General features: G+C 61.0%; 21 protein-coding genes. 2 read left to right on the top strand and 19 right to left on the bottom strand.

Features of this window, described 5'->3' with window-relative positions; genetic code table 11:
• Positions 1 to 6: 6 nt before the first annotated feature.
• From OKC43_RS02775 to OKC43_RS02755, 5 genes are all read right to left on the bottom strand, one after another.
• Complete coding sequence (locus tag OKC43_RS02775; RefSeq protein ID WP_031227697.1) at positions 7 to 1,206, bottom strand: efflux RND transporter periplasmic adaptor subunit; 1,200 nt, start codon at positions 1,204 to 1,206, stop codon at positions 7 to 9.
• Positions 1,207 to 1,603: 397 nt separating this feature from the next.
• On the bottom strand, positions 1,604 to 2,410 hold the full coding sequence (gene xthA / locus OKC43_RS02770) for an exodeoxyribonuclease III (protein ID WP_005353222.1): 807 nt from the start codon (positions 2,408 to 2,410) through the stop codon (positions 1,604 to 1,606).
• 115 nt (positions 2,411 to 2,525) lie between these two features.
• A complete protein-coding gene (locus tag OKC43_RS02765) occupies positions 2,526 to 3,488 on the bottom strand; it encodes an ion channel (protein WP_005353221.1) in 963 nt (320 codons plus the stop codon).
• A gap of 66 nt (positions 3,489 to 3,554) precedes the next feature.
• The gene (locus OKC43_RS02760) at positions 3,555 to 5,201 is read right to left on the bottom strand and encodes a tetratricopeptide repeat-containing response regulator (RefSeq protein ID WP_005361691.1); all 1,647 of its coding nucleotides are present in this window, start codon (positions 5,199 to 5,201) and stop codon (positions 3,555 to 3,557) included.
• Positions 5,202 to 5,360: 159 nt separating this feature from the next.
• Positions 5,361 to 6,407, bottom strand: coding sequence for an FAD:protein FMN transferase (locus tag OKC43_RS02755; RefSeq protein ID WP_270803827.1), 1,047 nt, complete (start codon positions 6,405 to 6,407; stop codon positions 5,361 to 5,363).
• Positions 6,408 to 6,742: 335 nt separating this feature from the next.
• Between OKC43_RS02755 and azu the strand changes: the two genes are divergently transcribed.
• Entirely contained in the window at positions 6,743 to 7,183 is a 441-nt protein-coding gene (gene azu / locus OKC43_RS02750) for an azurin (RefSeq protein WP_267511665.1), read from the top strand.
• Positions 7,184 to 7,297: 114 nt separating this feature from the next.
• Here the strand turns inward: azu and OKC43_RS02745 are convergent, their stop codons facing one another.
• The 14 genes from OKC43_RS02745 to OKC43_RS02680 form a co-directional block, all read right to left on the bottom strand.
• Positions 7,298 to 7,855: a HutD family protein gene (locus OKC43_RS02745; protein ID WP_270803826.1), complete on the bottom strand. Its 558-nt coding sequence runs from the start codon at positions 7,853 to 7,855 to the stop codon at positions 7,298 to 7,300.
• Positions 7,856 to 7,939: 84 nt separating this feature from the next.
• Positions 7,940 to 8,599 (bottom strand): YceH family protein, encoded by a 660-nt coding sequence (locus OKC43_RS02740; protein ID WP_270803825.1) that lies wholly within the window; start codon positions 8,597 to 8,599, stop codon positions 7,940 to 7,942.
• A 139-nt stretch (positions 8,600 to 8,738) separates the two neighbouring features.
• Positions 8,739 to 10,877: a sensor domain-containing diguanylate cyclase gene (locus tag OKC43_RS02735; protein WP_270803824.1), complete on the bottom strand. Its 2,139-nt coding sequence runs from the start codon at positions 10,875 to 10,877 to the stop codon at positions 8,739 to 8,741.
• Complete coding sequence (locus OKC43_RS02730; RefSeq protein ID WP_270803823.1) at positions 10,874 to 12,067, bottom strand: sugar ABC transporter substrate-binding protein; 1,194 nt, start codon at positions 12,065 to 12,067, stop codon at positions 10,874 to 10,876. Before OKC43_RS02730 ends, OKC43_RS02735 begins: the two co-directional genes overlap by 4 nt.
• A 162-nt stretch (positions 12,068 to 12,229) precedes the next feature.
• Positions 12,230 to 12,445: a YdcH family protein gene (locus OKC43_RS02725; protein ID WP_005337763.1), complete on the bottom strand. Its 216-nt coding sequence runs from the start codon at positions 12,443 to 12,445 to the stop codon at positions 12,230 to 12,232.
• Positions 12,446 to 12,721: 276 nt separating this feature from the next.
• A complete protein-coding gene (locus tag OKC43_RS02720) occupies positions 12,722 to 13,333 on the bottom strand; it encodes a hypothetical protein (RefSeq protein WP_270803822.1) in 612 nt (203 codons plus the stop codon).
• A complete protein-coding gene (locus OKC43_RS02715; RefSeq protein ID WP_013723595.1) occupies positions 13,330 to 14,691 on the bottom strand; it encodes an MATE family efflux transporter in 1,362 nt (453 codons plus the stop codon). The genes OKC43_RS02720 and OKC43_RS02715 overlap by 4 nt, the downstream gene beginning before the upstream one ends.
• Positions 14,692 to 14,812: 121 nt before the next feature.
• Complete coding sequence (locus OKC43_RS02710; RefSeq protein ID WP_270803821.1) at positions 14,813 to 16,636, bottom strand: SulP family inorganic anion transporter; 1,824 nt, start codon at positions 16,634 to 16,636, stop codon at positions 14,813 to 14,815.
• Positions 16,637 to 16,707: 71 nt separating this feature from the next.
• Positions 16,708 to 17,298: a nucleotidyltransferase family protein gene (locus OKC43_RS02705; protein WP_270803820.1), complete on the bottom strand. Its 591-nt coding sequence runs from the start codon at positions 17,296 to 17,298 to the stop codon at positions 16,708 to 16,710.
• Positions 17,285 to 17,545: a GNAT family N-acetyltransferase gene (locus OKC43_RS02700; protein WP_005337747.1), complete on the bottom strand. Its 261-nt coding sequence runs from the start codon at positions 17,543 to 17,545 to the stop codon at positions 17,285 to 17,287. The genes OKC43_RS02705 and OKC43_RS02700 overlap by 14 nt, the downstream gene beginning before the upstream one ends.
• Positions 17,546 to 17,748: 203 nt before the next feature.
• On the bottom strand, positions 17,749 to 18,933 hold the full coding sequence (locus tag OKC43_RS02695) for an iron-containing alcohol dehydrogenase (protein ID WP_040067905.1): 1,185 nt from the start codon (positions 18,931 to 18,933) through the stop codon (positions 17,749 to 17,751).
• 18 nt (positions 18,934 to 18,951) lie between these two features.
• The gene (locus tag OKC43_RS02690) at positions 18,952 to 19,470 is read right to left on the bottom strand and encodes a hypothetical protein (protein WP_005361659.1); all 519 of its coding nucleotides are present in this window, start codon (positions 19,468 to 19,470) and stop codon (positions 18,952 to 18,954) included.
• A complete protein-coding gene (locus OKC43_RS02685) occupies positions 19,451 to 20,071 on the bottom strand; it encodes a TetR/AcrR family transcriptional regulator (RefSeq protein ID WP_005337741.1) in 621 nt (206 codons plus the stop codon). Before OKC43_RS02685 ends, OKC43_RS02690 begins: the two co-directional genes overlap by 20 nt.
• 11 nt (positions 20,072 to 20,082) lie before the next feature.
• The gene (locus OKC43_RS02680) at positions 20,083 to 21,528 is read right to left on the bottom strand and encodes a coniferyl aldehyde dehydrogenase (protein ID WP_139410537.1); all 1,446 of its coding nucleotides are present in this window, start codon (positions 21,526 to 21,528) and stop codon (positions 20,083 to 20,085) included.
• A 212-nt stretch (positions 21,529 to 21,740) separates the two neighbouring features.
• Here OKC43_RS02680 and OKC43_RS02675 point away from each other — a divergent pair, with 212 nt between their 5' ends.
• The gene (locus OKC43_RS02675) at positions 21,741 to 22,034 is read left to right on the top strand and encodes a hypothetical protein (protein ID WP_005353197.1); all 294 of its coding nucleotides are present in this window, start codon (positions 21,741 to 21,743) and stop codon (positions 22,032 to 22,034) included.
• Positions 22,035 to 22,192: the final 158 nt, after the last annotated feature.

Below are 22,192 nucleotides of genomic sequence, written 5' to 3'. Positions count from 1 at the left end.
GGCTCCTTACTTGGCCGCAGACTGGCTGACCACCTTGCCGGTGATCGCCTTCATCTCGTCGGCAGAGACAGGTTTCACCACGGCGCCGGGGCGGGCCTTCATCAAGCCTTCGACGATATAGCGCTCACCTGCCTGCAGGCCGCTCTCGATCAGCACGCCGGAGTCGACTGCCGCGCCCAGGGTCACCGGACGGGGCACCACCTTGTTGTCGGCATCGACCACCATCACCATGCGGTCAGCCTGGGACTGGACGATGGCGCGCGGCGGCACCACGATGGCGTTTTTGCGGGTGCCCAGATCGATGGTCATGCGGACAAACTGGCCGGGCAGCAGTACGCCGTCCTTGTTGTCGAAGATGGCCCGTGCACGGATGGTGCCGGTCTGGGGATCGACCCGGTTGTCGGAGAAGTTGAGCTTGCCCGCCTCCGGGTAGAGGGAGCCATCGGCCAGACGAATATGGGTGCGCCAGGTGGTGGCATCCTTCGCCTCAATCACCCCTTTCTTTACCGAGTTTTCGAAGTTGAGGCGATCCTGCTCCGAGTAGGAGAAGTTGACGTAGAGCGGATCAAATTGGGTGATGGTAGTGAGCAGGCCGTTGTCGCCGCTGGTGGAGATAAGGCTCCCCTCGGACTGGGAGCTCTTGCTCGCCATGCCGTTGATGGGGGCGGTCACCTGGGTGTAGCTGAGGTTGAGCTCCGCCTCTTTCACCTTGGCCTGAGCGGCCTGATGGCTGGCGATGGCCGCTTCGTAGTTGGCGATGGTGTCGTCATAGTCCTTGCGACTCACCACCTGACGCTTGAAGAGGGGAATGATGCGATCCCGATCGGCACGGGCCTTGTTGAGACGGGCCTGCTCCTGAGCCAAGGTCCCTTTGGCCTGCTCCAGCGCCACCTTGTAGGGCTCAGGGTCAATCAGAAACAGCTCCTGACCGGCGGTAACCGGCTGGCCTTCCACATAAGTGCGCTTGAGCAGGATGCCACTGACCCGGGAGCGCACATCAATCTCGCGAAAACCGGCGGTCTCTCCCACCATCTCGGTGGTGAGCGGTACATCGGTCAGCTTGACCTCGGCGACCACCACAGGGACGGCGGGCATGGTCTGTGCCGTCTGGGTCGTCTCGCCGCCACAGGCACTCAGACCGCTGATCAGCGCCAGGGTCAGCAAGCTGCGTTTGTAAACCTCTCTTCCGGCATTGGACACCTTCATCATCACACTCCTGTTGGATCGATTTCGGCTGCTGCGTTCAGCATGTTTCTCCATACACATCATTAACGTCATGATTAAAAAAACAACTTCTTTATGATTGGAATGGGAGATGATAGGGCGGCAACCTTGAACACAACCTTCTCAAAGTGGCAATTAGGGTTGCCGATTGACGAAAAAAGTCTGACTTTTCCGATATGGGCGGGGGGCTTCGGGGATGTTCATCCCGGGCCAGGGCTCTTCGCAACCGTATCACGCCAGCCACTCCTTGCTGCAAAAAATAAGGTGCCATAAGGCACCTTGTCTGGATGGGTTTTTTACGCCCTTTTATCGCGGGCAACCGCGAGCCGCTTCACAGTTTACGAATTCGTCGCGGCTCATCGGTTAATCTTGCGCCGTGTCAGGCAAAGCAGGCCCAGATGGGGGCGTGGTCGGAGGGTTTCTCGATGCCGCGCAGCTCGTAGTCGATACCGGTCTCGGTCACGCTGTCCTTGAGGGCGTCGGAGGCCATGATGAGATCGATACGCAGGCCGCGGTTCTCGTCAAAGCCCTTGGAGCGGTAGTCAAACCAGGAGAAACGCTCGCACTCGGTGGGGTTGGCGGCGCGGAAGGTGTCGGTGAGGCCGAACCCTTTCAGTCGCTCCATCCATTCGCGCTCGATGGGCAGGAAGGAGCACTTGCCATCCCGCAGCCAGCGTTTGCGGTTTGCCTCGCCGATGCCGATGTCGAGATCGGTGGGGGAGATATTCATATCCCCGATCAGCACCAGCTGGTCGTCCGGGGTGTGGTTGGTCTCGAGGTAGTGCTGCAGATCCTCGTAGAACTTCTGCTTGGCCGGGAACTTGGTCTCGTGATCCTGACTTTCACCCTGCGGGAAGTAGCCATTCATCACCTTGATGAGGGAGCCGTCTTCGCGCTCGAAGGTGGCCATGATCATCCGGCGCTGGGCCTCTTCGTCATCGGTGGGGAAGCCTTTCTCCACCTTGACTGGCTTCTGCTTGCTCATGATGGCCACCCCGTAGTGGGCCTTCTGGCCGTGAAACTCCACGTGATAGCCCATGGCCTCCACATCGGCCAGCGGGAATGCTTCATCGTGCACCTTGATCTCCTGCAGGCCGATCACATCGGGCTGGTGCTTGTCGATGATGGCTTGCAGCTGGTGCAGACGGGCGCGCAGGCCGTTGATATTGAAAGAGATGATCTTCATGTCCGGGATGCTCATGTCATTTTTATAAGTGGCTATTGGACTAGGAATCGGCGGTGGATGCAAGTTTGGCCGCGGGCCTGCGTCAGTGGCAGGCACCGCGGGGTGGGCAGAGGTGTCAGCGGGTCATCTTTTTGACGAATACCACCACAAACAGCGCCAGCGTAAAGCTGCCGGTGAAGGCTTCGAAGGCGGCGAAGATCCTGGAGAGGCCGACCGGAGTGAAGTCGCCGTACCCCAATGTGGTGAAGGTGACCACGCTGTAGTAGAGGCATTCGAGCAGGAAGATGGCATTTTGCTCGAGAGGGGCACCGGGCTGGTAGATGAGGTGCTCGCCCTGAAAATGCAGTCCGCAGAAGAAGTAAAAAATGCTGCAGATAAAGATGAGCAGCAACGAGAAGAGCACCACCCGCATCGGGGCCTCGCCATAGCCGCAGAAGAGATCGACCACCCAGGAGGTGAAGCGCTGGGTCGACCAGAACGGCAGTTGCAGGCGGCGCATGGTGAGCTCCTGCTGGATATAGTTGCCGGACATGGTGAAGATCCCCTGCGCCTCCGAGGCTTTGCGCAGATCCCGGTAGGTCTCTTCCGCCTCCTTGAACCAGATGCGCGCCTGTTTGGGATCCCGTTCGCGGCGCCCCTTGCGATCCTGCATCACCCGTTTGCCGGTCTGCATGTTGTCGAGCCGGGTGTTGTGCCAGCGGATGCCGAGCAGGTTGACGTCATCGAGGGTGGCGCACTGGAGGTTGGCATCACTGAGATCGGCCTTCATCAGGCTGCCGCCCTTCATGCGCAGGCCGTAGAGGTGACCACCACGCAGGTTGGCGCGATAGAGGTTGCACTGCTCCAGCAAAAATCCCTGATCGGACTCCTTGTTGACCAGATTGAGACCCGCCAGATTGGCCCGTGACAGCTGCAGGCCGTGGCAGAGTCCGCCTGCGCGAACGTACTGTTCAAGCGCCTCGGCGGTGTGGGCTTCCTGATGGGTATGGTGGGGATCATGCCAGTGGCAGAGATCGTGCTCGCCAGCCTCTTCACTGCAGTGGCGGCCATCGGCCACCAGATAACGACACATCGCCATCTTCGTTTCCCTCGCATTGCCGAACTGGTTTCAGCATAGGCGGGGAAAAGGGGGCGTGGCGGGGTCTTAGCTGAACTGGTTGAACTCCTGACGCAGCTTGCGAAAACGCTCCTGCTGGGCCGGGTTGAGGGGGATGCCGTCGAGCACGTCCAGGGTGTCTTTGCACTCGGCACCAAATTCCGGACTCTTGCGGTTTTTCTGCATCAGTTGCAGCAGCACCTGGATCTTGTTGAGAGCCGCACCGGTATTGGCGGGAGCGCGGCGCAGGGCCTCGCGAAAATGGCCGAGGGCCTGCTCCAGCTCGCCGCTCTGATAGGCCTTGATCCCCAGATCGTTGAGCTGCTGGTAGCGCTGACGCCGCTCCAGCACCGTCTTGTCATCGCGGGTTGCCTGAATGCAGGTGGTGAGCAGCCGATCTTCGTCCTCCGCCAGCAGCCCTTGCAGGCTTTCGGCATATTCAAACTCACCGAGCTGGTAGAGGGCAAGGATGGTTTCGCCAAGCAGGGCGGGGGGCATGGTGGCCGGTTCATCGAGCCAGTTCTGATTGGCGCGATAGAGCATCTTCTTGCCCTTGAGCAGCTCACCCAGCGCAATCTGCACCCGGGCCTGACAGATCTGCTCGAACACCGGGTAGTTGAACTCCGACATCATCAGCGAATCGCGGATGCGCGACAGGGCCGAATTGACCTGTTTTTGCAGGTTGGCGATGTGGTAGCTGTCGTTGCTGTTGAGGGCGTAGAGGGTCAGGGTCTGGATATAGGCCCCCAGATAATGGGGCGTGCGATGGATGGAGTTGCGCGACAGGTCGATCAGCGACATCAGCACATCCTTGGCCTGGGCGTAGTCGTGGCGCTGCAGGCACACCTCCGCCAGCCGACGGGAGAGTTGCACAGACTGGGGGGAGATATCCACCGCCCGTCTGAGCTCCTGCTGCGCCTGCTCGTCATTGCCAAGGGCCAGCAGGGATTCTGCCAGCCAGAGGTGAGCCTCCACCATCAGCGGGGTATTTTTGAGAGTCGCCTGCAGATGGCTGACCGCCTCTTCGTGGAGCCCCAGGGTGTTGCAGGCCTTGCCCAGTGTCAGGCGGGCCCAGCTGTTCTCCTGCCCGGCCAGCAGCTGGCGCATCAGGGCGCGCGCCTCCTGCGCCTGACCCAGCTTGAGGTGGGTATCGGCCTGCAGGCAGCGGCAGTAGTTGGCGAAACGGGGCACCGCATCGGCCCGCTCGGCACAGGCGGTAATGAGGGCTGCCAGATTGTCATCGGCCAGTGCGGTAAAGACGCTGGCCAGCGCATTGCGCCGGGCGAGGGCACGCTTCAAGCGAAACGAGAACTGCTCCTGAGAGAAGGGCTTCATCAGGTATTCGTCGGGCTCGGCTTCCAGCGCGCTCAGTACCATGGCGCGGGAGCTGTCGCCACTGACCATGATCACCACGCTCTGGGGCGGGATCAGATCTTTGTCGCGCAGGCTTTCGAGCAACTGGCGGCCATTCTCGCCAACCCCGAGATCGTAATCGATGAGATAGATGTCGAAACTGCCCTTCTGGCAGCGGCGCCGCGCATCCTCGGCGGTATTGGAGTAGGTGATGTTGCTGATCCCCAGATTGAGCAGCATCGCCTTCATCATCACCTGAAACGAGCGCTGCTCATTGACCATCAGAATGCGTTGTGGCTTGGCTGGGCTCTTTTTTTCTGGCTCTTGTTCAGGTGTCTGCATCTGTCTGGGTCGAGGCGCTGCGGGCTGATGGGAGAAAGTGTGCCACCAAAGCGCCCGAAGAGGCAATTGGCCAAGTTGTCGATTGCGAACCATCTCCGTTTGTCCGCCTTTTGCCCGCTATGAGTGAAAGAAAAAGGCCCTGTTGCCAGGGCCTTGAACTCACCGTTTTTTCTCTGCCAGATAGGGAGCAAATTGCGGCGTGTACTCGGCCTTGAACCCCTGTTCGGTCTTGATGATGAGATAGACCGCCAGCTGGTGCTGTTTGGCAAATGCCATCCCCGCTTCAGGCCCCATCACCATCAGCGCGGTATCGAGGGCATCGGCCTCCAGCGCGGTCGGGGTGATGACGCTGGCGGAGACCAGCTTGTGGGTGACCGGCTGGCCGGTGGCGGGATCGATGATATGGGAGTAACGCTGGCCATCCAGCTCGTAGTAGTTGCGATAGCTGCCCGCGGTGCTGAGCGCCATGCCGTTGGGGATGACGATATCGGAAAACGCTCCCGGCTGATCGGAGGGTTCGACGATGGCCACTTTCCATTGCGAGCCCTTGCTGTTGTTGCCCTTGCTGCGCACCGCACCGGCCACTTCGATCAGGTAGTTGTGTACCCCCTTGCCCTCGAGCAGGGCGGCGATTTCATCCGATGCCGCCCCCTCGCCAAGAGTGGAGAGGTCGAGATAGAGATCCGGGATCGTTTTTTCGAGCAGGAAGTGATCCCCTTGCGGGGTCAGGGTCAGCTTGTCGATGCCCACCTTGTGGCGGGCGGCGGCGATGGCCGCCTCATCGGGTCGCTTGACCGGCCGTTTGTCCGGGCCAAAGCCCCACAGATTGACCAGAGGCCCCACGGTCACATCCAGCTTGCCGTCGGTCAGCTTACCGGCATCAATCCCCTGCTGGACTATGATGGCCATGGCGGGCGGGATGGCAAACGGGGTGTTGGCGGGTCCCTGATTGAAACGGGAGATGAGCGAGCCCGGATCGTAGGTGGAGATCTCCTTGTTCATCCGGGCCAGCAGGCTCTCTACGTCGCTTTTGAGGGCGGGCTCCCCACCGGGGTAGCTATCGCTCAGGGTCACCACATAGTAGGTGCCCATGGTCTTGCCCTGAATACGGGTCTGGGCAGGCGGGGTGGGCTGGCAGCCGGCCAGCGCCAGCAGCAGGGTCAGCAGCAGGCCGCGCATGGCCGCCACGGGGGTTATCGCAATCATCCGGCGCTCTCATCTGGAGAAGGTTCATATCGGGGCGCTAGCTTAGCCAAGGGGCGCCCGCCGGGCGAGCCCTGATAGGGGCAATCGGAGGGAAAAGAGCAGAAAAAATTAAACAGTTTTGAACCTGTGGCGGGAGCGGGTCGTATCGTCCATCCGTGAGGGAGAGAGTGGCGAGTAGAGCACCGTCTGGTGACCTAGCCCGCAGCTTTGGCCAAAAGCCATAGCCGATTGAAGACAATTGAGTAAAATGAAGGTCGATTTAGACGGCATCTTTGCGAAGCGTTAACCGCATCCGCCAAGTCGTTGCCATCCATTGCCAATCAAAGGAGAAGATGATGAAAAAGGCGATTACCCTGCTGTTTCTGAGTACCCTGGCTGCCCCCGTGCTGGCGGATGAGTGTGCACTGGTCATCGAAGGCAATGATGCCATGCAGTACAACCTCAAAGAGATGAACGTGCCGGCCACCTGCAAGGAGGTGACGGTCACCCTGAACCACACCGGTAAGCTGCCCGTGACCGCCATGGGCCACAACTGGGTGCTGGCCAGCACCGCCGACTATCAGACCGTGGCGACTGCCGGGATGAGCGCCGGGGCCGAGAACGGCTATCTGCCTAAGGATGATCCCCGTGTGCTGGCTCACACCAAGCTGATCGGCGGCGGCGAGAGCAGCAGCGTGACCTTCAAGACCGACGGTCTGGCGGGCAAGGATCTCACCTTCTTCTGCTCCTTCCCCGGCCACTTTGCCATGATGAAGGGCTCCTTCAAGGTCAACTAAGGTGCTGACCGGCACGAGCCGGTTGCCTCAATAGCAAAAGCCGGGATTTCCCGGCTTTTTCATCTCTGCTGTTTGTGTGTGGCGTGGCATGACTGCACACCGCCGACTTTCGCGCTATTTGGCCTGCAGGGTAAAGAAGGCGATGGCGGTCTTCTTCTGGCATTCGAAGTGAATGCTCTCTTCCCCGGTCACTACCAGCGTCTCGTTGATAGCCACCTCTTTGCCCTGCACGGCCAGCTGGCCGCTCAGCAGGTGACAGAGGTAGGTCTTCTCTGGCTCGAGGGTAAGGGTCAGCGGGAAGGGGAGGTTCAGCACCCGCACGTTGGCGCTGATGCGATCCGGATGGTAGATAAGCCCCAGATCGGTCACCTCTTTTTTCAGCAACTCGCAGTGGGTCTCCTCATCGCCGCTAAAGTGCGCCGCCTCGAAGGTGGCGTAGGGGTGGCCGTTGAGCACAAAGCCTGCCCCGCTCACCGGCAGCAAAATGCGCTGATAGCCGGGAAAGGGGGAGAAGGGGCCCGCGCTCTTGATGGGGGCCGAGCTCAGTCGATAGTCAAAGTCGAGTTTGGCAAAGCTGCTCCCCTTGGGAGAGATGAGGATCTGGCTGGTAGTGCCCTGCTGGTTTTTCCAGGGCATCTTCTGGTGGTCTGACTCTTTAATCAGGGAGATCACTGGCACTTCCTCACGATAAAAAACGCAGGGAGCCGGGGACATCAGCCCCGGCTCCCTGATAGAGATGGGTGATGGTAAAGGCGATCAGCCCTGACCATCCAGCGCAGCCAGCCGTGCTTCCATGGCGGCGAGACGACTCTTGAGCTCGTTCACCTCCTGCTCCAGCTCGCTCAGGCGGTCGGCGGCAGGGGAGGCATAGGCCGCGGCGGGGGCGGCATCCATCATCGCCTGAATATCCACTTCGCCGCTAAACAGGTGGGCGTAGCGGGATTCGCGCTTGCCCGGCTCGCGCGGCAGCTTGACCACGTAGGGGCCACGCTCGATGAGTTGGGTCAGTACCGCATCTACCTCGGTGACATCATCGAAGCTGCAGAGTCGGTTGGTGCGCGAGCGCAGCTCCCCCGGGGTTTGTGGGCCGCGCAGCAGCAGTTCGCAGACGATGCCGAGCTCTTGGGCACTGAATTTCAGCTCGCCAAATTCGGTGTTGCAGAATCTGTGCTGATAGCGGGGCACCCGGGCGTTGAAGCCAGCGGTGTTGACCACCAGCCGCTTGCGGATCAGCTCGTCCACCACGGCGCGGATATCGAGCTCGGAGAGCTCCAGCACCGGCTCGCGGTTGCTCTTCTGGTTGCAGGCGTTGACCAGTGCATTAAGGGAGAGGGGATATTGATCCGGGGTGCTGATCTCTTTTTCAATCAGACAGCCGATGACGCGGGCTTCCAGTGGGCCAAGTACTAACTCCATTTCCTACTCCCTTCCAAATCGAGACATCAAGAGCCCCTATCTTAGTCATGGTCCGCGCCGCGTCTAGCGTTGTGCGCCATTTTTGCGAGCTGATCAGGGCGTTGGCGAAAGGCTCGCCAATGCCAGAGGCCTCCGCTTTTTATCGCTGCCCCTGATAGAAGCGCGCCTTATTGGCATACATGGCGTCGTCAGCCACCCGGCTCAGCTCCGCCAGGGGGGTCTGGTCGCTGCTGCTCCAGCCGATGGCAAAGCGCAGCGGGAAGCAGTGCTCCCCATGCTGCACGATGGCGTGCTGCTGGCTTGCCTCCAACCTGCCTGCCAGCTGCTGGCTGGCGAGGTGATCCGCCTCCGCCAGCAGCACGAACTCGTCGCCGCCGATGCGGAAAATCTTCTCATCCTGACGGCAGAGGGTGCGTAGCTGGTGAGCCATCTGGATCAGCAGGGCGTCGCCCGCCTCGTGCCCATACTGGTCGTTGGTGCGCTTGAGGCCGTTGAGGTCGAGCATGAAGAGGGCGAGGTGACGCTCCGGATGGCGCGCCAGCACCGCTTGATAGTGGTGGAAGGTCTCTTCGAACGCCTGCCGGTTGGGCAGTCCGGTGAGGTTGTCGGTGCGTGCGACCCGCGCCAGCTCGTCGGTGAAGAGGCGCCCCTCGATGCCCACCGCCAACTGCTTGGCAAACAGCCGCAAGATGGCCCTGTCTTCGGACTCCAGCCCTTCGGCGCTCACCATCAGATAGCCAAACAGCACGCCGCTCTGGCTACCGGGCAGGGTCATGATCTTCCAAAGTGCGTTGTCCCACTGGCATTCGGAGTGTTTGACCTCCTCATCCATCAGTTGAACCAGTTTCTCCTGCAGGGCATCCCGCAAGGGGGCATCGACCCCCTGGATCAGGGAGTAGTGGGGCTGGCCATCGCGGCGGATCACCAGTCCCCAGCGGTGGCCGGGATAGAGCTGCGAGAGCTGCAGCAGGGCGGAGCTGGCCAGCTCGGCAATATCGATATCCAGCTGCTGGTGCAGACCGAACTGCAGCCAGGATTGCAGGATATGGCGGCTGCGCTCCTCCCGGCTCAGGGCCGAGCGCAGGGCGGTCGTTTGCGAGGCAACCTCTTGCTCCAGTTCGTCGTTGAAGCCGAGCAGCCGCTGGTTGAAGGCCTCTTTCTCGCTATTGGCCTGCTGCAGCTGTTCATTTTGCTGATAGAGCGCCCGCACCTGATCCGAGATGGTGCTGGCCATCTCCTGCAGCAGCTGGCGCACCTCGTCGTACTCCACAAAGCGCAGCGGCGCCTGCCGTTGCTGGTAATTGCCCTTGCCATAGCTGCGCACCAGCGCGGCCAGCGAGCGCAGCGGTCGGGTGAGCCAGCGGGTGAGCCAGACGCAGCCGATGGCCACCAGCAGCAACATGACGGCGATGCTGACGGTCAGCAGCTGTTGGGATTTGTTGAGCTCGCTGACCCTGTCATTGCTGTAGCTGTAGAGGGTGATGGTGGGGGTGATCTCCTGCTCCAGCTGGGGCCAGCCAATGGCCAGGGGCTGCGCCATCTTGCTTGGCTCCCTGTCATCCATCGCGTTGGCGCTCTGGTGAGCCCCTTCGTAGAGACGGTTCTCGCCCTGGGAGATCACCAGATATTCGCTCCCCTTGAGATAGGGCTCCAGCAACTGGGCCATCTGCCGCCAGGGGAGAATGGTCATCACGAAGCCGGAAGGAGTCTGCATCACCCCTGCGCGCTGGTGGTTGCGATAGATGGGGGCCACCAGCGCCAGCCCGCCACTGCGGTTTTGCTCCATGTCGTCGACCAGTACGGGATCATTGACGGGGAGCAGCAGATGCTTGCCCTGTTTCGCCTCGCGGGTCTTGCCCCAGGCCATCAGCTGCGGCATCAGGTCGCTCGACTCGAGGTGGGAGGCCTGGCCATTGATGTACTCCACCACCAACCCCTTGTCATCGATGAGGTAGGCCGAGGTGAGCAGGCTGTTGGATTTGACAAAGGTGGCCAGCGCCAGCCGGGCATGGCTGGAGAAGAGAAAGTTGTCGAGGGCCTGATGGAGCACCCGATCCTGGCTGAGCTGATTGAGCTGGGTGCCGATCAGCTCGCTGCGAAAGCGGGCCTCGCGGGTCATGCTGGTGAGGGCCCGCTCCAGCTGCGATTGCTCGCTCTGGGCGATGATCTGGTGCTGGCGGATCAGCAGCACAGTGCTGGCCAGCAGTGCCGGCAGCAGGGCGACGGTGAACAGGATGATGATGAGGGTCGGGCCGAGCCGAAAGGTGCGATGTTTCATGGTGTTTTGACCTGCCGGTACTGCTGATCGGCCAGCTGCTGCATATAGCGGGCGGTGTCGGCGGCACTGATCCCCTCTTTAAAGCGCTCGAACCCTTTCTCCATCGCTTGCCAGGCGATGGACATGGCGCTGTCGGAGGGCATGGGGGTACTGAGGGTGAACTGTTCCAGCAGCACTTTTTCCTGAGGCGTGGGACGGCGGCTGATGGCGGTAAAAGCCTGCTGATTGACCGGCAGCAGCGCCCCCTGATGATAGATGAACTGCTGAATATCCTGACGCTGGATAAAGGCCATCAATGCCTTGATGACGGGTTGCCGATCCTCATCATCCATCGCCCAGCGGGAGGCTCCCATCACGTAGGCGCCGCTCATGGAGTGCATGGGATGGCTTTGCCAGCGTGGCAGCAGGGCGATGCCCAGCTTATCCCCCATGTTCTTCACCAGATCATTGAACGCCCAGTCCCCATTGATGAGGTAGGCGCTCTTGCCCTCATTGAAGCGGGCGAGGGCGGTGTCATAGTCGCACTCGGGATCGACCCACTGTTCGCTGGCGACGGTGCTGTAGGCCTCCAGCGCCTGCACCATGGCCGGGCTGTCGAGGGTGATGCGCCCTTCGGTCACCGGCGAGCCGCCAAAGGTGTGTAAAAAGGCGGCGAAGTAGTACATGTCGTGATAGGGCCAGCTGACGGGGTCGACCCCCTTGGCCTTGAGGGCCGGGGTGATAGCTGTCAGTTGCTGCCATTGAGTCACCGGAGTCGAGACCAGCGCCTTGTTGTAAAACAGCATCAGATGGTTGCCCTGCATCATGGGCATGCCCCAGCGTTGCCTATCCAGGGTGACATAACGCAGGGCGCTGGCCATCAGCGCGGGGGAAAACCACTCGGCCGGGAGGGGAGCGAGGGTCATCTGGCGATAGAGGCCGATAAAATCGGAGGGGATTAGCATCAGGTCGGGCAGCCCCCTGGCCTGAGCTGCCAGCAGGAGATCCGCCTTGATCTTGCCCGGCTCAATCTGGGTGACCCGCACTCTGTGGTTCCCCTCCTGATTGAAGCGGGCGATCACGTCGTCGATCACGTAACCGGCTTGCTGGGAGTGCCACAGCTCCAGTTCAGGCTCCTGAGCCTGCAGGGGGTGGCTCAATGCGAACAGGCAAAGCAGCAATAGATGATAAAAAGATCGTTTTCTGCTCATGTTATCATCACCGTTATTCCCTGAATTCCAAGGAAAAAATGTAACAAACTACCGGCAAGATCGGTAGGCTCGGGTGTCAACTAATTGACTGAAACAACAAAAAGCCCGGCGCGTGGGCCGGGCTGGGGGATAAATTGCTTATCCGCATATTCTTCGAGGCATCTATTGTGGATGTTGTTTGAGGATGTCGTATATCTCCTCTTTCAGTTTGAGTTTCTGTTTTTTCAGATCTCTCACCTCGGCGCTATAGTCGCTGGCGTGATGCTTTTCCAACTTTCTAATCTCCGCATCCAGGTCGTTGTGCAAGTCAAACTTCTTCTGGAAATGGACATCACTGCTCTTCAGTTTCGAGATGAGTTCTCTGTACTCTGGGAACATGTAATGGAGCCTCCTTGGTTTCGTTTGATTGTGCCTGTAAGACCAAAGCTACCCCTTAGTGCCGGGGATAAATGTGATCCTGATCGGATTTGGGGGCAATGATTTGGGGTATTCGGCGGGATATTTATAACTTGTTGAATCAAAACAAGATAAGTGATTTGTCAATCTGAATGGTGAGCCAAACTGTGCGACAAGTCACAACAGGGGCAGTGTTGGCGTGAGGGCGCAGGATCAAAAAAGGGGCCGAGTGGCCCCTTTTTATGGATGCAGGCAACGTTACTCTTTCTCTTCGTCCGCCTGCTCTTTTTTCTTTTTCTTCTCGGGCAGCGGCTTGCCGTCGCGGTGGATCACCTTGCCCGCCTCAAAGCCAATCTGGGCGGCCAGCTCCTCCAGATCCGCCGACTTGGCCTGATCCCCGATGGCGTAGCGATAGTTGGCGATGGAGAGTTTGTCAGCCACCGGCGTGCCCGGGACGATAGGCTCGCGCCAGCCCTGGCCGATGTGGGCCACCAGGGTGCCGTTCATCAGCAGCTCGCCGACGATCTCCTGGGTCGGATTGCCCTTGCCGTAGGTGAGACCCTGGGGGTGCTTCTTGCCGACCAGCGGCTCGTTGCTGGCGAGGATCAGCTTGGTACGGATCAGCCACTTGGGCTTCTTGGTGTTGCCTACGGCCTTGCCGGTCTGGTACTCGTTGATCTTGATGGTCTTGATCATCTGGGCCATGAAGTCCTTGGTCAGCGCCTTCTGGGCGTCGCTGGTTTCATCGATGGCGATGGGGGCCACATACCAGGTCTGGGTGGCTTGAGCCTTGGGAGCGGCAGGGGCAGTTTGCGCCATGGCCAGGGGGCTGAGCAGGATGGCAGCCAGCAAGAGTCCTATCTTCTTCATTGTGATTCCGCTTTTGTTTCAACAAGAATTTTGTTTTGCCAGCGACGACTGCGCCAGCGCCAGAACATGGCCAGACCGCGCACCCACTCGTCGCAGGCCAGCGCCAGCCAGATACCGACCAGTCCATAACCCTGCATGATACCGAGGAAATAGGAGAGTGGCACGGCAATTCCCCACATGGAGAGCAACGCCATGTAGAGGGGGAAACGGGCATCCCCGGTGGCCCGCAGGGCGTTGATCACCACCAGATTGAAGGTGCGGCCGGGCTCGAGGATAAGGCTGATGAGAAACAGTTGCGCCACCTGGGTGATGATGTCGGCATCATCGGTAAAGAGGCTGATGATGGTGCGGCCATTGAGGGCCGCCGCCACGGCGATGACGCAGGTAACTGCCAACCCCAGCTTGAGGCTCTTGAGCAGTTGCTGATAGGCGCGATCGAACTGTCTTGCTCCCGCCAGATGGCCGATGATGATCTCGTTGCCAAGGCCGATGGAAAGGCCAAACAGCAGGATAAACAGGCAGATCTGAAAGAAGTAGGACTGGGTTGCCAGCGCCTTGTCACCCAGCAGTCCGACAAAGGCTGTCACCACCATAAACTGCAGCATCCAGGAGAGGTTCTCTCCTGCCGCCGGCAGGCCGATATGGAGCACTTTGCCCAGCATCTCCCGGCTGGGGTGGACGATATCGCGCACCACCAGTCGAATGCCGGTCTTGCGGGCTACCAGCCACACCAGCAGCACCACGCCGATCAGGCGGCCCGCGACCGTGCTGATGGCGACACCGGCGACGCCAAGCTGGGGCAGGCCGAACCAGCCGTAGAGCAGCAGCAGGTTGCCGACGAAGGTGATGAGGTTGACGATGAGGGTCACATACATCGCCTGACGGGTGTGGCCGTGAGCGCGCAGGGTCGCCGCCAGACAGAGGGCTGCGGCCTCCGGTAACAGGCAGAGACCGATGATCTGCAAGTAAAGCGTCCCGTCGCTCATCAGATTGGCAGGCAGGTTCATCAGCGCCAGCATGGTGCTGGCGCCTGCCATCACGCCGATGGCGGCCACCAGACCGATCAGCAGGTTGAAGCCGATAGCGGTGTGGATCACCACCCGACTCTTCTCCCGATCGCCGGCTCCCAGATACTGGGTGATCACCACGCTGGTACCGATACTGACGAAGCTGAACAATGTGATGGCGAGATCGAACACCTGATTGCCGACCGCCAGCGCCGCCACTCCCTGATAGGAGACGTGACCCACCATGAAGGTATTGAGGGCGCCGGTCAGAAAGTGCAGGGCGAGATCGATAAAGAGCGGCCAGGTCAGCGCAAATAGCGTGCCCGGGCCTGCGTGGGATTGAGATTGCATGGCATGTCCAACAGCTGGGAGGGCACGGGGGAGTGTCCTCTGGGGGCGCATTTAACACCAAGGCTAAGGCCGGTGCAATCCTTGTGCAGGATTGCATCGGCCAGGGGGTCAGGCCAAGGGATCAGGCAGGCGTGGCGCCTGCCTCCTGTTCGCTTGGCAGGGGGAGGCGCGCCGAGTCGGGCAGGGCATCATCCTGCGGCCAGTTGGAGCGGATGGCATCAGTGGTGCTCTCCACCACCGCATCATCCTTGAACACCGGCTCGCGGTAGCAGCGGGTCAGGCGCAGCGCCTGATACATATCGGGGCAGAGGATGATCCCTTCATCGCCCACCCGCACGCCCGCCTGCTTTAACCAGTGAGTCATCTGGCCGTGGCGACCCGCCATCACCATATGGATGCCGCGCCGTTTCAGCTCTTTGTGCAGCTCTCCCACCATGCTCATCACGCTGATGTCCTGATGGGTGAAGCAGGCGACCGCATCGATCACCAGACACTTGGGGGCTCGGGGATCCTGCACCAGCAGGGCCAGCACCCGCCGCTTGAAATAGGGGGCATTGAAGTAGGTGAGCGGCGAGTTGAAGCGATAGACCAGAATACCCGGGATCGCCTTGGCCTGTTCGTTGTCCCCCAGGGTACGTACTACCCCCTCGTCATCCATGCCAAGCAGCTGGTCGGTGGGGCGCATCACATTGCGCAGGAACTGGAACAAGCCCAGCAACACGGCGAGGGTGATCCCGGGGATCACTCCCATGGTGAGCACGCTGATAAAGGTGACCAGCGCCAGCCAGAAGGCGGAGCGATCGGAGTTACGCAGCGCCCACAGTCCGCGAAAGTCGGTGAGCGAGAGTGAGGCCATTACCAGCACCACCCCGAGGGCGGCGGTCGGGATGTATTTGAGCGGCGCCGTCAGATAGAAGGTGATGAGGGCGATCACCGCCGCGGCGATGATAGAGACCAGCTGGCTCTTGCCGCCGTTGGCGTCGTTGACCGCGGTACGCGAATCCGCCCCGCTGATGGCGAAACCTTGCGAGACTGCGGAGGCGAGGTTGGCCATACCGAGGGCCCGAAACTCCTTGTCTGCGTCGATTTCGTAACCGTTTTTGGCGGCAAAGCTGCGGGCGGTCAGCATCATGGAGACGAAGCTCACCATGGCGAGGTTAAGGGCAGGCAGCACCAGCTCCCGCATCAGACCGGGGGGAAATTCCGGCATCTGGAACGCGGGCAGACCGGAGCCTACCGTCCCCAGGGTGGCGATATCAAACTGGCCGAGATTAAAGCCCCACACCAGCGCAGCGGTCACCACCATGGCCACCATGGAGGAGGGCCATGCCGGTTTGTAGCGCTTGGCCAGCAGCAGGGTGAGCAGGGCTACCAGACTCATGGCAAGGGTCGGCAGATGGGTCTGGGTGATATAGGTGGCCCCGCTGGCGATCCGCTCGATGAGGTAACGTTCGCTGAAAGTGAAGCCGAAGATCTTGGAGAGCTGGCCCACCATGATGGTGATGGCCACACCATTGAGCAGCCCCATCAGGATCGGGCGGGAGAGAAAGTCCGCCAGCACTCCCAGCTTGAAGCGGCTGGCAATCAGGCACCAGAAGCCGGTCATGGCGGTCATGGTCATCACCAGTTGCCAGTGACGGGTGGGGTCGCCTGCGGCCAGCGGCGTCACCACAGCGGCGATGACCGCACAGGTGGCGGCATCGGGGCCGACAATCAGCTGGCGGGAGGTGCCGAACAGGGCATAGACCAGCATGGGCAGGATGCAGGAGTAGAGACCGACGATGGCACCCACTCCGGCGAGTTCTGCATAGGCGATGGCGACGGGCAGCGCCACGGCCGCCACCGAGAGTCCGGCGCGAAGATCTGGCATCAACCAGGCGCGCTGGTAATGCAGCAGGGCGGCGAGGCCCGGTAGCCAGCGTTCGAGAGAGAAGAAGTCGCGCATTATTTAACCCATTGAGTTACAACCAGCTTTTCCCCTAGTGTGCCCAAGGTTATCGAAAGATTGCAATCAGGTTATGGCCAGTTTACCTGAAGGTCAGGCCAGATAGCCTGCCAGCGTTTCTCCTTGATGCGCTGGGTAAAAATCTGTTTGTCCTGGCGACATCTGGGGTTGGCACTCACTTGCAGCGACCAGTTGATGGCAAAGCCGTAGGGGGCGAGCCACTCGAACTCGCCATCTCGGGTGAGGCGTACGCCTATGCAGGTGGGCATCTCGACCCAGTGGCTGAGCGCCTCAAGGCTGCTGGCAAACGGCGCTACCAGCTGCCGCGTGTGCATGCGGGCCTGATTGCGCACTTCCCACTGCTGATCCGGCAGCCGCTTTGCCAGCCAGGCTTCATGCGCCGTCTCGGCCAGCCCTTGCGGATCGGTTTTGTCGAGATAGATAAGGTCGATATCGTTGAGCGGGGTGGGCTCTGCCTTGTGGTGAAGGTGATCCCAGATGAGGTTGCGGATAAAACCGGCCCCCAGCGCCCAGTCGGGCAGATTGAGCTCGGCCGCGGCTTGCAGGCAGGCCATCCGCTGCGGATCGGCCCGCAGCAGGGCTTCTGTTTTGGCTTGGAATTGCTGTTCGAGGGCGGAGTTCAGAGGTTCAGTTGTTGGCATTGCGGCGTAACCAGACATCAATGTAGCGGCAGCTCGGCACTATAGTGAGCCCCTCCGCCTGAGTCCAGTTGAAGAAGGCACGCGCCAGCTGATCGGCAATCCCCTGCACCCGCAGCTCGGGGGGCACGAAGGTGCTGTAGGCGTCGATGGTCTTGGCATCGAGCCGCCGGTAGCGCAGTCTCGACTCTTTTCCCTCCACCATACAGATGAACTGCTGCTGGTTGGCCTGATGGATGATGTCGCTCATGGTGGGCACCTCTGGCATAAAGTTGGGTCTCTCGGCACAACATAACTGTTAGCCAAGGTATAGAACAGATAATGAGAGCCCGTGGTCAATATCATCCCCCTTTGACAGAGGGCGCATCGATATCGCGATGTAGATCAAGGTGCCCGATGGTGAGTCGGGCACCGCGTTAGTGTCAGCACAAGAGTGTTGGCAAAGGGGTGGGATCAGACCCAGGCTCGCTCGAGCAGGGTGAGTAACTGCTCACGGTCGGCGTCCTTGCGATTGAACAGCAGGGCGCCGTCGTTGACCGCCAGATCGCGGATCTCGGTCAGTAGCGAGCGATCGCTTACCCCTGCCTCGCTCATGGTGCGCGGCAGCTTGACCGCTTGCCACAAGGTGTCGCGCAGGGTGCGAATGGCTGTGATGGTCGCCTCCGCCCGCTGATGGGCCGGGGTGGCAGCAAAGCGCTCTGCCCCCACCAGCGGTAACAGCAGCCGGGCCAACTCGCTATCCACTTCGGGGCGGTTGTAGTCGAGCACGGTCGGCAAAAAGAGGTTCATGCACAACCCATGTGGCAGATGGCAGCGGGCTCCCAGACTGTGGCCGAGGGCGTGCACCAGCCCCACCATGGAGTTGGAGAATGCCATGCCAGCCAGCGTGGAGCCTTCCGCCAGTTGCAGCCGCAGCTGTTTGTTTTGCGGGTCGTGGATGATTTGCGGCAGGGCGCTGGCGATCTTCTCCACCGCCATCAGGGCCAGTGCATCGCTCACCGGGTTCTTGGCGGTACCGATAAAGGCCTCGATGGCGTGGGTCATGGCGTCCATGGCAGTGGCGGCGGTGATATTGAGGGGCAGCCCCTGGGTCAGGCGCGGGTCTAACACCGCCAGCTGGGGCAGCAGGAAGGGGGAGGTGAAGGGCACCTTGCGCCCGCTCGCCTCATCCTTGATCACCGCCACCAGCGTCACTTCTGATCCTGTGCCCGCCGTAGTGGGCACCACTGCCAGCGGCTTGAGGGGACGGGTCAGGCAACCGGCGCCCGAGTAGTCGAGCAGGTGTTCACCCCCCATGGAAGTGAGAATGTTGACCGCCTTGGCGGTGTCGATGACCGAGCCGCCCCCCAGCGCCACCAGACTGTCGCAGTCGAGCTCGCGATAGCGTTTGGCGATCCGCTCCACCACGGCGGTGGAAGAGTCGGCCGGGATCTCGTCCCAGATGGCGGCGACCGGCAGCTCCCCCTCGGCCAGCACATTGGCCAGCAGGGTGGCAAGGCCGGTAGCATTGACCCCCTTGTCGGTCAGCAGCAGCGGGCGACGGGCCCCGAGGCTGGCCAGCTCGCTGGCCAGTTGCTCCAGCGCCTGTTCACCGGCCAGCAGTTTGACCGGGCAGAAGAAATCGTAATAGCGGCTCATTTCAAGGCTCCTTGCGCGTTAGCCGGTCACCAGACCCAGATAGATGTTGCAGGCCCGGCCGATCTTGTTGGTCGGGGCGGGATAGTGGCGCAGCAGCGGCCGCGCGATAAAGGCGGGTAGGATCAGGGACTGCAACTGCTCAAGCCCCCGCACCAGATGCATGGCAACGGTCAGGTCTCCCTCCACCAGCAGCCGGTTTTCGCCAAATGCCTGATTGACCCCGAGCCGAAAACTCAGGGCACGAAAGGCGATATTGGGATGCTTGAAGCGCACCCGTAGCGGATGGATGGTGGCATGGGGGGCGACTGGCGCGCCGGGATACCAGCGCCCACCCTGCTTGTGCATGTTCATGGCGTAGCCGATGCCGCCCACTTCGAGGCGAATAGCCAACCCGTCCGGCAACGGCGCCAATTCACGGCGTACTGCCTCGTCGGTACGGGCGGCGCGGCAGAGGGTACGACCCACCACCCAGAGCAGAGTGGTGATCCAGAGGCGGCGGCCAAGGGCTGCCGCAGGTTCAAACATCCGTGTTTGCATGGGGATTGGCTCCTGAGATGGCTGACCAGAAGAGGGCGAACGCACTGGCTTGCCAGTAGTCGTCCTCTCCCAGCTCCGGTTGATCGACAAACAGTGATGCGCAGGCGAGGAACTGGCCCTGACACACCTCCAGCAACAGTGGCGCGGGGGCCTGCATCAGCTCGCCGCTAGCCTGCCCCTTTGCCAGCAGGGCAGGCAGAAAGCGCAGGGCATCGTTCAGGATCTGGCTGCGGGCCGGTCTGGCCAACAGCGGAGAGTGAAAGAAGCCCAGCACAAATTTGAGCTCATTGGGGTTAGCCTGCATCCACTCCATTGCCAGCTGCCAGTAGTGGCGGGTCTGGTCGTACAGCGGCAGGGTGGGATCTGCTTCATGGATGGCGCTCCCCATCCGGGTCTTTACATCCTGATAGAGGGCGAGGATCAGCGCCTCCTTGCTCGGAAAGTGGTGGAACAGAGTACCGTTGGCTACCCCGGCCGCCTTGGCGATACGGGCGGTGGCAGCCCCCTGCAAGCCATCTTCGGCGCAGAGGGCGAGGGCGGCATCCAGGATCTGGCGGCGCTTGTCGGTCATGGTTTGTGGCTGCGGGATAGCCTGATTCATTGTCATCTCCATCAGCGCAGGAAGAAGGCCATCATCAGCCTCTGGATCCAGCTGTGGTAGGGGGGATGGATCAGGGAGCCGGTGGTGAACTTGCCGCGGGTCAGCACGGTTTTCGCCTTGGAGAAGGTAAGAAACCCCTCGTGGCCGTGGTAGTGGCCCATGCCGGAGGCGCCGATGCCGCCAAATGGCACATCATCGGCCGCCACCTGAAACAGGCTTTCGTTGATCGCCATGCCACCGGAGTGGGTCTCCCGGGTCACCCGCGCCTGCAGCTCGGGGTCGAAGCTCATCAGATAGAGGGCCAGCGGGCGGGGCCGCTCAGCCACATAGGCGAGCGCCTCCTCCAGAGTGTCGTAGGGGATAAGCGGTAGCAGCGGCCCGAAGATCTCCTGCTGCATCACCTGACACTGACTTGGTACCCCGGTCAGCAGGTGGGGCACCAGCAGGCGGCGCTGGTCGTCGCGGGCCGGGCTGCCACAGGGGTGGAGCTGGGCTCCCGCCTGCTCGGCTTCATCCAGCCAGCTGACGAGACGTTGATACTGGCGGTCGTTGATGATGGCGCCGTAGTCGGCACTATTGAGCCCCTGCGGGTAGAGCTTGCTGAAGTGGCGGCGATAGGCGGCGATAAAGTTCTCCACCTCGCTGCGGGGCAGCAGCACATAGTCAGGGGCGACGCAGATCTGCCCGGCGTTGAGGCTCTTGCCGAAGATCATCCGCTCGACTGCGGTGGCGACCGGCATGTCGGGAGCGATAAGACAGGGGCTCTTGCCACCCAGCTCAAGGGTGAGGGGGGTGAGCTGGGGCGCGGCGGCGGCCATCACCAGCTTGCCCACCATGGTGGAGCCGGTAAAGAGCAGGTGATCGAACGGCAGTGAGCTGAACGCCGCCGCCATCTGGGCATCTCCCTCGATGATGGCGATCTCGTTTTCGTCAAACACGCTGGTGAGCATGGTGCGTAGCACGGCGTTGGTATGAGGGGTGAACTCGGAGAGTTTCAGCATCGCCCGGTTGCCCGCCGCGATGGCGGTGATGAGGGGGCCAAGGCTCAGCATCACCGGAAAGTTCCACGGCACGATAATGCCGACCACCCCGAGCGGCTGGAAGTGCACCTCTACTTTGGCGGGGGCCAGCAGCAGGCCGGTGTGACGGCGGTGGGGCTGCATCCAGCGTTTTAGCCGCTTCTGGGTGTAGTTGATCTGCATGATGCAGGGCAGCACATCGGCAATCAGGCTGTCGTAGTGGCTGCGCTGACCATAATCTGCCGCCAGCGCCTTGCACAGCTGCCCCTTGTGGGCGAGCAACGCCTGTTTGAGTTTGGTCAGCTGTGCCCGGCGCTCTGCCAGGGTTGGCATGGGGTGAGCCAGGCTTGCCCGCTTGAGCCGCGCCAGCTGATCCGGCAGGGACAATTTGATGGCGAGGATATCCTCAGGAGTGTGTTGAAGCTGCGCCGCACCCATGTTGTTCTCCGCATGAAAAATGACCGACTGATTAGTCGGTCTAAATCTAGCTGTTTGTTACCGAAATGTAAAGCTGGCAAGCTGTCTGCCGTTCACCATGAGCCGGACGCAAGAGAGAACTGTGTGTCTCCCCACACTTTTGTGGTTTGCTCGTTGGTGACTTATCTAATAAGGGGTAGTTTTTGGCTATTAACCTACACGGAGAGAGCACTATGACCAGGGAACTGAACAGCTTGTTGGCCCGGCTTGAAGATGTGGTTGAGCGGATGCCGGATTGCTTCAACACCTACGAATTCGCCCAGAAGCTGGCACTGCAATATCAGCCGGAATTCTTTGCCGCGGGCCACTCTCTGGCCGAGCACGAGGGCAAGGTACTGCGGGTGCTGCACCAGAAGATCGCCGAAGCGCTGGCGGGCAGCGAGATGGTGATTGAAGGGGCTCTGCTCCCCTGCGTCACCCCCTGGGGGGAGAAGGCGACCTCACCGCGTTGGCACCGCAAGCACTGAGGATCCGGTCAGGCAGATCACTGCCAGATAGCAGATAACGAACAACGATAAAGGGCGCGGCGCTGGCAACAGGGCCGCGTTTTTTATGCTAATTGTCGCCAGCAGCGCCCCCGCTGCCGGGAGCAAAGGCCCGCTCTGTGATCCCATGCCGGGATATG

Origin of the sequence: Aeromonas sp. Y289-2, assembly GCF_027705925.1 — a bacterium.
GTDB lineage: Bacteria > Pseudomonadota > Gammaproteobacteria > Enterobacterales > Aeromonadaceae > Aeromonas > Aeromonas veronii.
This window is presented reverse-complemented; position numbering and strand designations above follow the sequence as displayed.

Coding starts and splice junctions, on each gene's coding strand:
- OKC43_RS02775 (WP_031227697.1), bottom strand. CDS start 1,206: ATGAAGGTGTCCAATGCCGGAAGAGAGGTTTACAAACGCAGCTTGCTG.
- xthA (WP_005353222.1), bottom strand. CDS start 2,410: ATGAAGATCATCTCTTTCAATATCAACGGCCTGCGCGCCCGTCTGCAC.
- OKC43_RS02765 (WP_005353221.1), bottom strand. CDS start 3,488: ATGGCGATGTGTCGTTATCTGGTGGCCGATGGCCGCCACTGCAGTGAA.
- OKC43_RS02760 (WP_005361691.1), bottom strand. CDS start 5,201: ATGCAGACACCTGAACAAGAGCCAGAAAAAAAGAGCCCAGCCAAGCCA.
- OKC43_RS02755 (WP_270803827.1), bottom strand. CDS start 6,407: ATGATTGCGATAACCCCCGTGGCGGCCATGCGCGGCCTGCTGCTGACC.
- azu (WP_267511665.1), top strand. CDS start 6,743: ATGAAAAAGGCGATTACCCTGCTGTTTCTGAGTACCCTGGCTGCCCCC.
- OKC43_RS02740 (WP_270803825.1), bottom strand. CDS start 8,599: ATGGAGTTAGTACTTGGCCCACTGGAAGCCCGCGTCATCGGCTGTCTG.
- OKC43_RS02735 (WP_270803824.1), bottom strand. CDS start 10,877: ATGAAACATCGCACCTTTCGGCTCGGCCCGACCCTCATCATCATCCTG.
- OKC43_RS02730 (WP_270803823.1), bottom strand. CDS start 12,067: ATGAGCAGAAAACGATCTTTTTATCATCTATTGCTGCTTTGCCTGTTC.
- OKC43_RS02725 (WP_005337763.1), bottom strand. CDS start 12,445: ATGTTCCCAGAGTACAGAGAACTCATCTCGAAACTGAAGAGCAGTGAT.
- OKC43_RS02720 (WP_270803822.1), bottom strand. CDS start 13,333: ATGAAGAAGATAGGACTCTTGCTGGCTGCCATCCTGCTCAGCCCCCTG.
- OKC43_RS02715 (WP_013723595.1), bottom strand. CDS start 14,691: ATGCAATCTCAATCCCACGCAGGCCCGGGCACGCTATTTGCGCTGACC.
- OKC43_RS02710 (WP_270803821.1), bottom strand. CDS start 16,636: ATGCGCGACTTCTTCTCTCTCGAACGCTGGCTACCGGGCCTCGCCGCC.
- OKC43_RS02705 (WP_270803820.1), bottom strand. CDS start 17,298: ATGCCAACAACTGAACCTCTGAACTCCGCCCTCGAACAGCAATTCCAA.
- OKC43_RS02700 (WP_005337747.1), bottom strand. CDS start 17,545: ATGAGCGACATCATCCATCAGGCCAACCAGCAGCAGTTCATCTGTATG.
- OKC43_RS02695 (WP_040067905.1), bottom strand. CDS start 18,933: ATGAGCCGCTATTACGATTTCTTCTGCCCGGTCAAACTGCTGGCCGGT.
- OKC43_RS02690 (WP_005361659.1), bottom strand. CDS start 19,470: ATGCAAACACGGATGTTTGAACCTGCGGCAGCCCTTGGCCGCCGCCTC.
- OKC43_RS02685 (WP_005337741.1), bottom strand. CDS start 20,071: ATGAATCAGGCTATCCCGCAGCCACAAACCATGACCGACAAGCGCCGC.
- OKC43_RS02680 (WP_139410537.1), bottom strand. CDS start 21,528: ATGGGTGCGGCGCAGCTTCAACACACTCCTGAGGATATCCTCGCCATC.
- OKC43_RS02675 (WP_005353197.1), top strand. CDS start 21,741: ATGACCAGGGAACTGAACAGCTTGTTGGCCCGGCTTGAAGATGTGGTT.